The following is a 13,525-nucleotide window of genomic DNA, read 5'->3' on the forward strand; positions in this document are numbered from 1 at the left end:
AGTGATGATGGCGAAGAGGTCACACCCGTTCCCATACCGAACACGGAAGTTAAGCTCTTCAGCGCCGATGGTAGTTGGGGGTCTCCCCCTGTGAGAGTAGGACGTCGCTGGGCAACACGAAGGTCATCCCGAGAGGGATGGCCTTTTTTGTATTCTTAGATGTGGAAGGCGTTCGCCCAGAAATGCTTCGGAGATCAGGCGTACCCATAGAGACGCACACTCTGCCTCTGTGGGTGCGAATGATCTTTGAATGTATTTCTAACGCCTGCAACTCGATTACGTGTCGATGCACAGCCAATTCTTAGGGCAAGACCTTTAATGGGGGAAGGGCCTTTCTAGCAAGGGCATATGTGGTGAAGACTGTTGGTGCAGATACTTGAAAGTGTGGCCGATATTCGAGCAACTGCGGCCGATAAGCCGCCATCTACAGCAGATACTCAATGAACTGCGGCAGATACCTGAAGAAGTGACCGATATTCGGGCAACTGCGGCCCTTACGCCGCCATCTGCAGCAGATACTCAATGAACTGCGGCAGATACCTGAAGAAGTGACCGATATTCGGGCAACTGCGGCCGATAAGCCGCCATCTACAGCAGATACTCAATGAACTGCGGCAGATACTTGGCGATGCGACTGAAACTCGAGCCACTGAAGTAGGTACTCCATTCTAGGTCTCGACGAAAACGTAGCAACTGCCGACGTAAAATCGATATCTGCCCCCACTTTTTAGATCATCGAAGTCATTTCCATAGCGAACCAATGAAAGACCTTCTCAAATGAATGAATACCCAAACCCGCCCTTTCTAGAAAAGCCACTATATATCCATCCTCTTACTAACATGAAAAAAGCCTAGAAGTCCTGAGACTCCTAGGTTTTCTGACTATTAATGACGATCTTTTGTCAGGTCTTCAAAGTTTTGTTGTGCTTGTCCAGCTTTTTCCTGAACATTTCCTTTAAGTTGTTCTTTCTTGCCTTCGCGCTCTAGTGATTTGTTATCTGTTGCATCGCCAACTGCTTCTTTGAATTTACCAGAAACTTTCTCAAGTTTGCCTTCTACTTTATTCGAAAATCCGTCTTTTGCCATTGTAAATTCCTCCTCTGTTTTCCGTGACTAGTTCTAGAATTAAGATACCCATGTTTCATGGATTCAAACAATAGTGAAATTTGTGCATATTCTTGTTCTAATATGAAACGCTCGCTTCTCCCAAACGTACTAAGTAGTAGACTTTGTAAAGGGAGGAACTTTTATGGAAGCTGCACTAACAGATATCCCTTGGGCACTGGTTGCCCCCATACTTCTACTTCAATTCGTATTAATTGTTGTCGCACTTATTGATCTCGTTCGTATTCCCGCAACAAATGGGCCGAAGTGGTTGTGGGCTCTGATTATTGTCTTTGGAAACATCATTGGGCCTATCGTATATTTCCTCGTGGGGAGGAAAACTCAATGAGCGGATTGATTCATGTAGAAAGCTTGACCAAGCGGTTTGGGAACGAGACCGTTGTTGATGACGTCTCATTCACTTTGGAACCCAACACAGCAACCGCTCTTATCGGACCTAATGGGGCGGGGAAGACAACAACCTTGTCGATGCTGACGCATTTACTTGAACCGACTTCAGGCACGATTGTAGTAGATGGAAAAGCCAATCAAGACTTTCGTAACAAGATTGGATTCTTATCGCAATATCCTAAGTTTTATGGCTGGATGAACCCTCTTGAGTATTTGGAGATGGCTGCTCGTTTAAGTGGAGTTGAGGCAAAATCAGCACGTCATGAGTCTGAAAAGGCGCTCGACTTCGTAGGACTTGGAGATGCGAAGAAAAAGAAGATTGGTGGGTTTTCTGGAGGGATGAGGCAACGTCTGGGCTTGGCTCAAGCTATAGTACATAAGCCGACTTTCTTGTTTTTAGACGAGCCTGTCTCAGCGCTAGATCCTTTAGGACGTCGCGAGCTTCTAAACTTGATCAAAGAACTACAACACAAAACGACAATTCTTTACTCTACTCATATTTTAAACGATGCAGAAGAGATGACCGATCAGTTGCTGTTTTTAAGAAAAGGGAAATTGATTGAACAAGGATCTCTAACAGATATTCAGAAGAAGTACGAAGAAGCACATTATGAAGTGCATTTCACTTCTGTAGAAGACGCCGCTCAGTTTGTTGACTCATCACCACTTCCTGCTCACCAAGAGAACCACTTGGTCTATATCTCGATTAATGAGGAGCAACCGGCTATGCAACAAGTGCTTGAAAGCATTGTGCAATCGGGTCTACCTATCAATAAGGTCGAGCGCGCCCGTGCGTCTCTTGAACAAATCTTCTTAAAGGTGGTGAACGGCAAATGAGTCAGTTCACTGTACTGTTTCAAAAAGAATGGAAAGAAAGTGTGCGCAACTTAAAATGGGTATGGATTCCGATTGTCTTTATCCTTTTGGGGATTATGGAACCCATCATGACGTATTTCTTGCCACAAATTTTAGAGTCTGCTGGAAATATGCCAGACGGAGCGGTCCTTCAGTTACCAGAGATGACCCCTGGACAAATTTTTGGTTCAGCGCTAGGACAATATCAATTTATCGGCATGCTGATTATTGCGTTTGCGTTCTCGGGACTCGTTGCCAAAGAACGTAAGAATGGGACTGCAGCATTCCTTTATGTGCGTCCGCTTTCGTATAGTTCTTATATTCTAAGTAAATGGAGCAGTAGCTTGCTTCTATTACTGGTAAGCTTTGTCGTAGGAATTAGTGCTAGTGCCTATTACATACATCTGCTATTTGGTGAGTTCTCACTGGCCAAGTTTTTTGGCATGATTGGGATCTATTCGCTGTGGATTGTCGTCGCTTTAAGTATGACGCTGCTCGTGAGTGCACTATTCTCGCCAGGGATTGCCACAGCGTTGTCCATCTTCTTGATTGTGTTCTTCCCAATGATAGATGGCTTGGTACTTCGTTATTGGCCGTGGACACCTTGGAAATTGTATTCGTACGCAGCGATGGTAATGGCAGGAGATGCGCCTAACTCTGATCTTTGGTGGACTATAGCTATTGCTGTACTTTTAGTGATTGTTTGCGTTACGCTGTCTATACTAATTGCACAGAAGCGAGCAGCAAAAGTCACGTTGTGAGGTGGTTTTATGGAGCAGGCGGCAAAAGAACGCAATTCAGACCGATTTATATCGGCTTATAACCGAATCGATCAAGAAATGAAAGAACTGTCAGGAGCCAAAGAACATCATTCGTTCTTTCGTTTAATTGATATGGCCAAAAAGAAAAGTGCGGTCATTCGTAGATATGAGGCGGATTTAAGAGAATATGGAGATTTGCGAAACGCCATCGTTCATCACCGGACGTCTACAGAGTATGTCATTGCAGAACCGCATGACGATGTGGTGGCGAAGATGGAAGAAATCGAACAGGCACTCATGCATCCGAATTCTGTCGGCGAGATCTTTCGGCGAGATGTATTGACGTTTCAAATCGGAGATTCACTAAGCTATGCGTTAAAAATCATTCGAGAGAAAAAGTTCAATCAATTTCCAGTCTATTTAGGTTCAGAGTTCAAAGGACTTGTAACACCTGTCGGAATTACGGCCTTTCTGGCAAGCAATTTGCGAGAAGATACGATTTCCTTACGTAAAACGACATTAGAAGACATTCTAGTTCACGAAAACAAGCGAGATAATCATCGCTTCATCAGTGGAGATACATCGGCTTACGTGGCAGAAGAGATGTTCAAGACCGAATTGACACGAGGCCATCGACTAGAAGCACTCTTAATCACGGAAGATGGAGAGGCATCTAGTGAACTGCTGGGAATTGTGACACCGTTCGATATTTTAAAACTCAATTAGCTATTTCCCGGGAAATAATTCAACAAGGACTGACATATGAAAAAACTTTTAGGATTTGTAGCGGTAATTGTCGCTTTCATCATCATTACCTATATTGGAAATACGACTATTGCGGTGACGCAGCAGGAGATTCGCCTTGCAGAACTTCCTCAAGAGCTAGAAGGGCTCCGAGTTGTGCAAGTATCCGACCTTCATGATGCAGCATTTGGCGAAGAACAGCAGGATCTGATTGCAAAAGTCGCGGAACAAGAGCCGGACCTGATTTTCGTTACTGGTGATGTCGTGGACAGCAATCGCTACAATCTAGAACAGAGTCTTCAGGCAGTGAAAGGGTTTGTAGAACTGGCACCTGTCTATTACGTGACGGGAAATCATGAAATTGCGACGGGGAAGGTCGATGAAATCAAATCAAGCCTTTCACAACTTGGCGTGACGGTTTTATCGAATGAAGTAGAGACCTTATCAATAGAGGGACAGACCATCGAGGTCTTCGGAATCGATGACCCGCTGAACGGAACTCCTATAGCGGACGCGCTTGCTAAGCATCCTCGAACAGATCTGCCACGTCTCACACTGTCTCACAGACCCGAAGTGTTTGAAGAGTATGTAAGGAGCGAACAAAGTCTGGTGTTCTCAGGCCATGCCCATGGAGGCCAAATACGAATCCCGGGTCTGGGCGGTCTTATTGCTCCAGGACAGGGGTTCTTCCCGAAGTATACAGCTGGTGTGTATGAAGAAGGCGAGACGCAGATGGTCGTCAGTCGCGGCTTAGGAAATAGTCTGTTTCCGGTACGCATTTTCAATCGTCCGGAAGTCGTCACGGTCATCTTATCGCCATGACAAAAGGCTGGTCACTTGAACCAGCCTTTTTCTTTTGCTTTGGAAATAGCCTCGATGCGATTGCTCACTTGAAGTTTGTCCAAAATCACGGATATGTAATTGCGGACAGTTCCTGATGACAAGAACAACACGGAAGAAATTTCTTTTGAACTTTTTCCTTCTGCCATCAATTCCATGATTTGAAGCTCTCGTTCTGTCAGAGGGTTTGGCGCATCAAATGCCAGCTCCATCAGCTCCGGAGAGTACATTTTGCGTCCTCCAAGAATGGAACGGATTGCATAGGCAAGCTCTTCACTAGGGCTGTCCTTGATCAAATATCCATCAACTTCTGCCTGACGAGCTTTCTCAAAGTAGCCAGAGCGCGCAAACGTCGTCAGAATCAACACTTTGCAGGGATGGTCCTTCAGTTTTTCTGCAAGTTCAAGCCCCGTCAAGTTGGGCATCTCAATATCCGTGATACAAATATCCGGTGACAAATCTTGCACTAATTGCAACGCCTCTTCGCCGTCCCTCGCAAGGCCAACGACCTCCATATCCTCTTCAAGTTCTAACAGGGAGCCTAGAGCACCGAGCAGCATGCGCTGGTCTTCGGCAAGTACAATCCGTATCATAACGATTCATCCTTTCTCTGTGGGGCTACGTGAGGAACGGCAATCGTCAGACGCGTTCCGCTGTGCTGTTCCACCGTGAGCGAGCCGTTGACAAATTCAATTCGTTCGCGCATACCCGCAAGTCCATTTCCTTCAATATAGCTTCTGGTTTCATCGCCGATCCCATCATCTTCAACTTGCAAAACCGTCAATTGAGAAGCACTGTTCAAGTTGATCCGGCAGTATGAAGCTCCACTATGTTTGACGACATTTGTTACGGCCTCTTTTAATGCCATACTCAAAATCGATTCCATCAGTAGAGGCAAGTTTTCATGCACACGTCCACCCTCACGAATGAACTGGATATCTGCAGCAGCTAGTAGTTGCGAGGCGGACTCCACTTCATCTTCAAAATGCACGGTTCGAATTGTTGAAACGAGCTCACGTACTTCTTTTAAAGCAAGACGAGACGTCTGTTGTACTTCTTTTAACTCTTTCTTTGCTCGCTCTGGATCCTTATCCATTAATTTTGAAGCCAGCTCACTTTTTAATCCAATCAAAGACAGTTTCTGTCCGAGCGTATCGTGCAAGTCACGAGCAATACGCTGGCGTTCTTCTATGACACTCATACGCGCAATCTTGTCATGGGCATCCTCTAATTCACCGGTCAAATAATCCTGACGAGCTTTAGAGAACGTGGCAAACGGCAATAATACAATCCCAATCAAGCTGATGATCAAGAAAGGCAAGTACGACATGAACACTTCAAATTCTAAGAAAAAGCCGAAGACAACGCTAAGTGTAACGGCTAAAATATGAATCCCGTAAAGTACGAAAAAGCGGGCCTTACTTTCAATAAAGCCAATGAAAAATGATAAGAAAATACTCAGATAGACGTAGCCAAACAGCAAGGTCATTGCGGAGGCTACTGCAATTTCAAGTAGCACGGCAATGTAAAAAAGCGTGCCTTTTAAGAAAAAGGAGAAGCGATACAATAAGAAAAACAATCCAAGTAAACTAAGTCCTAGAACAATCTCTTCCCAACCAGTTGAGCGGAACAAGAAGAAGAAAGGCAGGACACAGAACACGATCCAGGCATACAGACTGAGCCATGGAGACCGTGGGAACAGCTGATACCATTTCGGCATGTGTCCACCCCCCATAAAAAATAGCCTGGCCACAGAGTGACCAGGCAAGCACTACTCTGCTTCCTCTAGTATAGAGTGTTCTTCAGTATAGGGGAAGGGTCAGCCTTTGACTTAAGAAGTCGTTGTGCGAGTGCTCATTTGACGCTGTTTCCAATCTTTGAACGAGATGAATGTCTTAGCAGCCTCGTCATACAGACGGAACTTCAATGAAGTCAAGCTCGTTGCCAAAGTGATCGTCGTCGCTTTTTGAAGCGGTGGTGTTTTCTCGTGCGCTTCTTCTAGTAAATAATTCGGTACACGTGGGCTCAAGTGATGCACGTGGTGGTAGCCGATGTTTCCAGTCAACCACTGAAGAACTTTTGGAAGCTGGTAGTACGAGCTGCCGTCTACTGCAGCTTTTACGTAATCCCATTCTGCTTCTTCTTCAAAATACGAATCTTCAAACTGATGCTGTACGTAGAACAACCAGATGCCGAGTACGCCGGCTACATAAACAGTTGTTCCTTGAATGATAGCGAACTCTTTCCATCCAAGTAAGAATCCAGCAAGTGTGTAAAGTACAACAACAGCTAATGTAATAAAGTGTGTGTTCCAACGTTCTTTTGGGCGCGCATCCTTACGGTTAATGCGGCTTGATACCAAGAACAAGTAGATAGGTCCAAGGCCGAACATGACAAGCGGGTTGCGGTACAAGCGGTAAGCAAGACGTTGTCCTGGTGTCGCTTCTGTGTACTCTTCTACTGTCATGACCCACATGTCGCCTGTTCCTCGTTTGTCGAGGTTACTGCTTGTAGCATGGTGAATCGAATGTTCACGTTTCCACTTTTCGTAAGCGAATAACGTCAAGATTCCTGTGATGTTCCCCATGATGTTGTTGGCTTTTTTGTTTTTAAAGAACGATCCGTGTGTGCAATCATGGAAGATGATGAATGTGCGAACCATGAAGCCTGCTGCGATTACAGCCAGTCCTACACTTAACCATACCGAAATATCAAAGGCCAGATACGCAAGTGCCCAAACTAAAAAGAGGGGCGGGATGGTATTGATGACTTGGAAAATACTTTTATTAAGTTGTGATTTTTCAAAGGGAGCCACTTGCTTACGAAGCTCGCGAATGCGCTGTTTGTCCATGTGATGCCTCCTGTACGAAATCTTCTACAGTAAGCATACGAAAAATTAGGACCAGCTAGTAGAAACAGATGTAAGCAATCTGACATGACAACTGTCATAAAAAAAGCTCCCGCCGAAGCGAGAGCTTTATAAACCTTATTTGTTTTCATTAATTAAACGATTTGTTTCATTGAATTCTTCTTCGATAGCTGGGTTTGGTTTGTAAGTGATTATACTTACTACAACTGCTACGATTAAGCTCAAGATGAAACCAGGTACGATTTCATACATAGCTGATTTTAGTACTTCGATGTTAGCCCATACGACTACCACGATAGCACCTGTGATCATACCAGCAAGAGCGCCTTGAGATGTCAGTTTTCTCCAGTAAAGAGAAAGTAGGATGACCGGTCCGAATGAAGCACCAAATCCTGCCCATGCAAACTCAACTAGACCTAAGATGGTCTCATTTTGTTCCCAAGCAAGGAATCCTGCAAAGATAGAAACTGCTAATACAGCGATACGTCCATAAAGTACATATGTTTTATCTTCTGCGTCTGATTTGATGACTTTCTTGTACAAGTCTTCAACTAGTGCAGAAGAAGTAACGATTAATTGAGAAGAAATTGTACTCATGATAGCTGCTAAAATAGCTGCAAGCATTAGACCAGCGATGAACGGATGGAAGACAGCTTGACCTAATAAGATGAATACCGTTTCTGCTGTAGCTTTGTCAAGTGGTGTTTGACCAGCTTGGTTAAAGTACGCGACCCCAACTAATGCTGTAGCGATAGCACCAAGCAAGCTGAAGATCATCCAACCGATCCCGATACGGCGAGCTGATTTGGCTTCACGAGCCGACTTGATTGCCATGAAACGAACGATGATATGAGGTTGACCAAAGTAGCCAAGACCCCAAGCGGCTGTCGAGATGATACCAAGTACTGTAGTTCCTGCAAATAAGCTGAAGTGATTTGGTTCAACGGCTTGAATCGCATCAACCGTTTCACCGAATCCACCTAAGGCGATGATTCCGATGGCTGGTACAAGAATCAAGGCGATGAACATCATCAGACCTTGTAAGAAATCTGTGTAACTTACAGCAAGGAAGCCACCAAATAACGTGTAGGCTACTACAACTGCTGAAACGATCAGTAAACCAGTATGGTAATCTAAGCCGAACGAGCTTTCAAAGAATTTCCCACCTGCTACCATTCCAGACGATACATAGAACGTAAAGAATAGTAAAATGATGATACCTGAAGCAATACGAAGTAACGCGGATTTCCCTTTTAGACGGTTGTCTAAATAACTTGGAATTGTAATCGAGTTACTAGAAACTTCTGTATAGACACGAAGGCGTGGTGCAACAAACACCCAGTTCAAGTAAGCCCCAATTGTAAGACCGATAGCAATCCATGCACTCGTTAGACCTGAAAGATAGATAGCGCCAGGTAGACCCATGAGTAGCCAAGCGGACATATCTGCAGCCCCAGCACTTAAAGCGGTTACAGCGGGACCTAAATCACGTCCTCCAAGCATATAGTCGTTCAGGTTGGTTGTTTTACGGTACGCATAATAACCGATAACAAGCATCGCAACCATATAGATAATTATGGCAATAATCTGATAAATTTCTGCTGACATAATAAGAACCTCCTTTTCAAATTTCATAGTAACAAGTATATTGCATTCTGTATAGAGCATTTTGTATAGAAAAACTATTATATTCATATAGGAAAGAACCGAATGAAAAATGGGTTTACAGAAGGAGACATCACATGAAAATTTTACATACAGCCGATTGGCATTTAGGAAAATGGTTACAGGGAATATCACTACTTGATGATCAGCGTCATATGTTGTGGGAAATGCTACGTGTCATTGACGAGCAACGCCCCGACGTCATTATCATGGCGGGCGATATCTATGACCGCGCCATCCCACCAGTCGAGGCGATTCAATTATTTGGTGAGTGGCTCCATGAGGTGGTAGAAGTACGCAACATTCCGTTTCTTGCGGTGACAGGGAATCACGACAGTCCCGGGCGTGTGCATTTCGGGTCGAGCTTCATGAAATCCTCAGGACTACATCTTGTAGGTGACTGGGTACCTGGACAGCAAAAGGTTCGTCTAGAAGATGCTGCAGGACCCGTAGACTTTCACTTAGTCCCTTACCTCGATCCTGCACAGGTCAAGTTTCGATTAGAAGAAGAGCAGTCTATGAATCACCAACAAGCGATGGAGCGTATCCTTGATACATGTATACCTCTTGAAGAAGGAGTACGTCACGTATTTGTAGGTCATGCATTCGTGACGCCTTACGGGGAGCCGGAAGATAATACGAGTGAAGCTGAGCGTCCTTTAGCCATCGGAGGAGCGGAATATGTATCTGCCCAGTTGTTTCAGAAGTTCCATTATACGGCCCTGGGTCACTTGCATCGAGCGCATCATTGCGGGATGGACCATATCCGGTTTTCCGGTAGTCCGATGATCTATGCCTTGTCTGAAGCAGGAGCAGAAAAAGGTGTCCTCTTTGTAGAACTTGCTGCTGATGGATCTGTACAGATTGAATCAGTTGCTCTGACACCACGTCGGGCTATGCGCCGAGTTGAAGGGAAATTACAAGACTTGTTGCAACACACAATCAGTGACGATTACGTCATCGTCAAACTGCTCGATGAAGGTCCTATCTTGTCACCAATGGAACAACTGCGTACGGTATACCCAAACACCTTACATGTCGAGCGTCAGTTGCTCTCTTTCGATTCGCAGCAAGCAGTACCTTTAATAGAACGCCAGCAGCTCAGCGAGAAGGCCCTGTTCACGGCCTTTTTACAAGAAATCACAAGTCATGAACCAGACGATGCGATGACCGAGCTCTTCCAAGAAGCTTGGCATTATGCTGAGAAGGAGGGGGACAACTGATGCGTCCTTTATATTTAAAAATGACGGCTTTTGGACCTTACCGGGAGCAAGAGACTATCGACTTTTCTGAGCTGAACCCGCATACATTGTTTGTAATTGCAGGTCCTACGGGAGCAGGAAAGACGAGTATCTTTGATGCATTGTCTTTCGCTTTGTTTGGCACCGGAAGTGGAGAAGACCGTCAAGACACTCGCATGTTACGAAGCGACTTTGCACCGGACGATTTGCATACAGCTGTCGAGCTGACATTTGAAGTACGAGGCAAGACCATTCGTATCTTCCGTCAGATGGCTCACGTCAAAGCAGGCAACAAAACAGCGACGGGAGAGAAGTACGAGCTCGTTGAGCAGACAGAAGAAGGAGATATCCCTCTTGTTGAACGTTACACGGTAAGAGAAATCAATACGAAACTGCTGGAACTCGTAGGGATGACTGCAGATCAGTTCCATCAGATTGTCATGCTACCTCAAGGAGAGTTCCGGAAGTTTTTGACGTCGTCGACCGATCAAAAAGAAGTCATTCTCAGGAAACTATTCCGCACAGAGCGGTTCCAGAAAATGAACGACTTCTTGAAAGAACGTCGTCAGCAGCTCTTAGATTCCTCACAGCAACACCGGGCGGTACTCGCGACGCTCGTCAATCAAGCGGCAGGACTTTATCCGGAGCAAGAGACGTTCCGTCAGGCGGAACCGAATCTCTACCAAATTGACGCGGCATTTGGAGCAGGACTCGAAACGGCGCAGACAGAGTACACGCAGTCCATTGAGCAGGAACAGCAGGCGTGGTCTCACTTTCAATCCGAACAAAAGCTTCTGCAGCAACTCGAGTGGATGGTTGCAAAACGAACTCGTTTAGCCGAACTAATCGAAAAAGAGGAGAAGCTTGTAAAACAACGTCCACTAATCGAACAGGTACGCACTCGTTTAGAAGTAGCACAGCGTGCTCAGCAGATTCATCATGTCTATGAAGCTGGGCAAAAAGCTGTGCAACAGGTGGCGTCGAAAAGCGAGCAAGTGGCAGACTTAGAAAAACGCCTGAACCAAACGACAGAAGCGTTCCAAAAAACAGACACAGAGTATCAGACAGCGAAAGGGCAAGAAGAAGCGCGCCACGAGCTTCGTCTAGAAGTGGACCAACTGCAGCAACGGATTGCGCAACTGGAGGAACGGCAACAACTTGTCTTGCAAGAACGTCGCCTAGCCACGACTCAGCAGCAACAGCGTACTGAAGTCGAACAATTGGAACAGCAGCTACAGCAAATTGATGAGCGGCTGCAGTATTTGGTCGATCAATACCAACAGCTGCAGGACGAGAGCAAGACATTACCAGAAGAAACGGCAAAACTTACAACAATCAAAGAGCAGTTGCAACAAGTTGGACAGTATGAAAATCAAAAGAAGCAGCTTGAGAAACTGAATGTGGATTTAGCAGAAGCCACTCGCAGCAAAGAACTTGCAGCAAAAGCATGGCAAGAAGTGCAGCAGCAACAAGCAAATGAACTCGCACTGCAGCTTGTGACACATCTCCACGAGGGGCAGGCTTGCCCAGTATGTGGTTCAACGGAGCACCCGGCACCAGCAGTATCAGCAGACCGTGTGTCGCATGATGCACAGGCTACAGTAGAGAAGCGGCTTCAAGAAGCGACGGCTCGTCAGTTGCGTTTAACGATTGAACAGGAACGTTTGCAACAAGACATTCGCTCGTTCGAAGTAGCACATGCTGAAGTCATAGAGCAGAGGGCAGAGTTGGGAAATCAGCTAAATCGTCAGCAACACCTGATTGAAGAACTCAGCCAGAAGCAGCAGCAAGCCGATGCTTGCATGGCAGAAGGTCGTCCACTTCGCGCACAACAAAAGCAATTGAAAGAACAACTTCCGGAGAAACAATGGAAGCTTGCCTCGCTGTCAGAAGAATGGCAACGTCTCAAAGGTCAGTTACAAGCGTTAGGAGATCAAACAGACGATAACGCATTAGATGAAACGAAACGCCATTTGGCAGATAAGCAGCAGCAAGTTCAGCAAGTGATGCAGGAGTGGCAACGACTACAAGAGCGCTATAGCCAGCTTAAAGACGCCTTCCAGTTACTGCAGCAGCAGACGGCATGGGAACGCAACCAACTTCAGGAATTAACTGCTGAACAGGAGCGCACTACAACAGCTTGGCAACGAGCCCTTGAGGAACAAGGATTTAGTCAGGAAGCCGATTTCCAACAAGCAGTCGTTCCTGAAAATGAGCTGATTCGCTTCAAGCAAGACATTGAGGATTACGACAAACAAGTACACCAAGTGGCTACGGAACGCACAATTCTTGAGCGCGAATTAGAAGGGCATCAAGAAGAACTACCTCTTGAAGATCAGCAACAAAAAGTAATCGAGGCGAAAGCCACATGGGACGGGCTCAAAGAACTGTCTCAGTCACTGCAAAGTAAAATCCAAGCGACCGAACGTCTTATCTCGCAACTGAATATCCTTAAAGAAAAAATGGGCGATACGGAAGCGAAGCTCGCTACTACGACGGCTCTTTATGATGCGCTTCGGGGACAGAATACCAAAAAGTTATCCTTCGAGCGCTACATGCTCATTGCGTATTTGGAACAGATCACGGAAGCAGCGAATCAGCGCCTGGAAACTCTATCAGGAGGTCAGTTCCGCTTGGTTCGAAGTGATCGCCAAGAGAGTCACGGCAAGCAGAGTGGCCTGCAACTGGACGTCTACGACGGGTATACGGGCCAGTTCCGTGATGTCAAGAGCTTGTCTGGTGGCGAGAAGTTCCATGCTTCGCTCAGCTTAGCGCTTGGAATGGCGGATGTGATGCAAGAAATGAACGGCGGGATTCAGATTGATACGATGTTTATTGATGAAGGATTTGGATCTCTTGATGAAGAATCCCTTCAAAAAGCCATCGAAGCTCTCGTGCAATTGCAGCGAACAGGCCGTTTGATTGGTGTCATCTCGCACGTCAAAGAATTACAGGCTGCCATTCCGGCACAACTGCGAGTAAAGAAATCAGCAAGTGGGACGAGCTCGACCTACTTTCAGATAGGATAGGAGGAG

General features: G+C 45.8%; 12 protein-coding genes and 1 rRNA gene. 8 read left to right on the forward strand and 5 right to left on the reverse strand.

The genetic code is table 11. The annotated features are described in order from the left end of the window. Positions 1-113, forward strand: a 5S ribosomal RNA gene (gene rrf / locus CF394_RS14190); the annotation flags it as partial. Positions 114-885: 772 nt separating this feature from the next. Here rrf and CF394_RS14195 read toward each other — a convergent pair. Beyond that, entirely contained in the window at positions 886-1,086 is a 201-nt protein-coding gene (locus tag CF394_RS14195; RefSeq protein ID WP_094944455.1) for a CsbD family protein, read from the reverse strand. A 163-nt stretch (positions 1,087-1,249) separates the two neighbouring features. Here CF394_RS14195 and CF394_RS14200 point away from each other — a divergent pair, with 163 nt between their 5' ends. Genes CF394_RS14200 through CF394_RS14220 form a run of 5 tightly spaced genes read left to right on the forward strand, consistent with a single transcriptional unit; the run spans position 1,250 to position 4,697 of the window. Further along, entirely contained in the window at positions 1,250-1,453 is a 204-nt protein-coding gene (locus tag CF394_RS14200; RefSeq protein WP_094944456.1) for a PLD nuclease N-terminal domain-containing protein, read from the forward strand. Further along, complete coding sequence (locus CF394_RS14205) at positions 1,450-2,352, forward strand: ABC transporter ATP-binding protein (RefSeq protein WP_094944458.1); 903 nt, start codon at positions 1,450-1,452, stop codon at positions 2,350-2,352. Before CF394_RS14200 ends, CF394_RS14205 begins: the two co-directional genes overlap by 4 nt. After that, positions 2,349-3,131 (forward strand): DUF2705 family protein, encoded by a 783-nt coding sequence (locus CF394_RS14210; RefSeq protein ID WP_094944459.1) that lies wholly within the window; start codon positions 2,349-2,351, stop codon positions 3,129-3,131. The genes CF394_RS14205 and CF394_RS14210 overlap by 4 nt, the downstream gene beginning before the upstream one ends. A 9-nt stretch (positions 3,132-3,140) precedes the next feature. Further along, the gene (locus CF394_RS14215; protein WP_094944461.1) at positions 3,141-3,857 is read left to right on the forward strand and encodes a CBS domain-containing protein; all 717 of its coding nucleotides are present in this window, start codon (positions 3,141-3,143) and stop codon (positions 3,855-3,857) included. Between the two features lie 36 nt (positions 3,858-3,893). Next, on the forward strand, positions 3,894-4,697 hold the full coding sequence (locus CF394_RS14220) for a metallophosphoesterase (RefSeq protein ID WP_094944463.1): 804 nt from the start codon (positions 3,894-3,896) through the stop codon (positions 4,695-4,697). Positions 4,698-4,708: 11 nt separating this feature from the next. Here the strand turns inward: CF394_RS14220 and CF394_RS14225 are convergent, their stop codons facing one another. The 4 genes from CF394_RS14225 to putP form a co-directional block, all read right to left on the reverse strand. Continuing rightward, positions 4,709-5,308 carry a response regulator transcription factor gene (locus CF394_RS14225; protein WP_094944465.1) on the reverse strand — a complete coding sequence of 200 codons (600 nt, stop codon included), beginning with the start codon at positions 5,306-5,308 and terminating at the stop codon, positions 4,709-4,711. Beyond that, positions 5,305-6,435: a sensor histidine kinase gene (locus CF394_RS14230; protein ID WP_094944467.1), complete on the reverse strand. Its 1,131-nt coding sequence runs from the start codon at positions 6,433-6,435 to the stop codon at positions 5,305-5,307. The genes CF394_RS14225 and CF394_RS14230 overlap by 4 nt, the downstream gene beginning before the upstream one ends. 111 nt (positions 6,436-6,546) lie before the next feature. Beyond that, positions 6,547-7,566 (reverse strand): Delta(5) desaturase DesA, encoded by a 1,020-nt coding sequence (gene desA / locus CF394_RS14235; protein ID WP_094944469.1) that lies wholly within the window; start codon positions 7,564-7,566, stop codon positions 6,547-6,549. 135 nt (positions 7,567-7,701) lie between these two features. Next, complete coding sequence (putP, locus tag CF394_RS14240; protein ID WP_094944471.1) at positions 7,702-9,192, reverse strand: sodium/proline symporter PutP; 1,491 nt, start codon at positions 9,190-9,192, stop codon at positions 7,702-7,704. 134 nt (positions 9,193-9,326) lie between these two features. Between putP and CF394_RS14245 the strand changes: the two genes are divergently transcribed. Together CF394_RS14245 and CF394_RS14250 are read left to right on the forward strand one after the other, a co-directional pair. After that, positions 9,327-10,472, forward strand: coding sequence for an exonuclease SbcCD subunit D (locus tag CF394_RS14245; protein WP_094944473.1), 1,146 nt, complete (start codon positions 9,327-9,329; stop codon positions 10,470-10,472). Further along, positions 10,472-13,519 (forward strand): AAA family ATPase, encoded by a 3,048-nt coding sequence (locus CF394_RS14250; protein ID WP_094944475.1) that lies wholly within the window; start codon positions 10,472-10,474, stop codon positions 13,517-13,519. Before CF394_RS14245 ends, CF394_RS14250 begins: the two co-directional genes overlap by 1 nt. The last annotated feature ends 6 nt before the right edge of the window (positions 13,520-13,525 follow it).

The sequence above is a fragment of the Tetzosporium hominis genome (assembly GCF_002265435.1).
Taxonomy (GTDB): Bacteria; Bacillota; Bacilli; order Bacillales_A; family Planococcaceae; genus Chryseomicrobium; species Chryseomicrobium hominis.

Coding starts and splice junctions, on each gene's coding strand:
- CF394_RS14220 (WP_094944463.1), top strand. CDS start 3,894: ATGAAAAAACTTTTAGGATTTGTAGCGGTAATTGTCGCTTTCATCATC.
- CF394_RS14215 (WP_094944461.1), top strand. CDS start 3,141: ATGGAGCAGGCGGCAAAAGAACGCAATTCAGACCGATTTATATCGGCT.
- CF394_RS14230 (WP_094944467.1), bottom strand. CDS start 6,435: ATGCCGAAATGGTATCAGCTGTTCCCACGGTCTCCATGGCTCAGTCTG.
- CF394_RS14245 (WP_094944473.1), top strand. CDS start 9,327: ATGAAAATTTTACATACAGCCGATTGGCATTTAGGAAAATGGTTACAG.
- CF394_RS14210 (WP_094944459.1), top strand. CDS start 2,349: ATGAGTCAGTTCACTGTACTGTTTCAAAAAGAATGGAAAGAAAGTGTG.
- putP (WP_094944471.1), bottom strand. CDS start 9,192: ATGTCAGCAGAAATTTATCAGATTATTGCCATAATTATCTATATGGTT.
- CF394_RS14225 (WP_094944465.1), bottom strand. CDS start 5,308: ATGATACGGATTGTACTTGCCGAAGACCAGCGCATGCTGCTCGGTGCT.
- CF394_RS14200 (WP_094944456.1), top strand. CDS start 1,250: ATGGAAGCTGCACTAACAGATATCCCTTGGGCACTGGTTGCCCCCATA.
- CF394_RS14195 (WP_094944455.1), bottom strand. CDS start 1,086: ATGGCAAAAGACGGATTTTCGAATAAAGTAGAAGGCAAACTTGAGAAA.
- CF394_RS14250 (WP_094944475.1), top strand. CDS start 10,472: ATGCGTCCTTTATATTTAAAAATGACGGCTTTTGGACCTTACCGGGAG.
- CF394_RS14205 (WP_094944458.1), top strand. CDS start 1,450: ATGAGCGGATTGATTCATGTAGAAAGCTTGACCAAGCGGTTTGGGAAC.
- desA (WP_094944469.1), bottom strand. CDS start 7,566: ATGGACAAACAGCGCATTCGCGAGCTTCGTAAGCAAGTGGCTCCCTTT.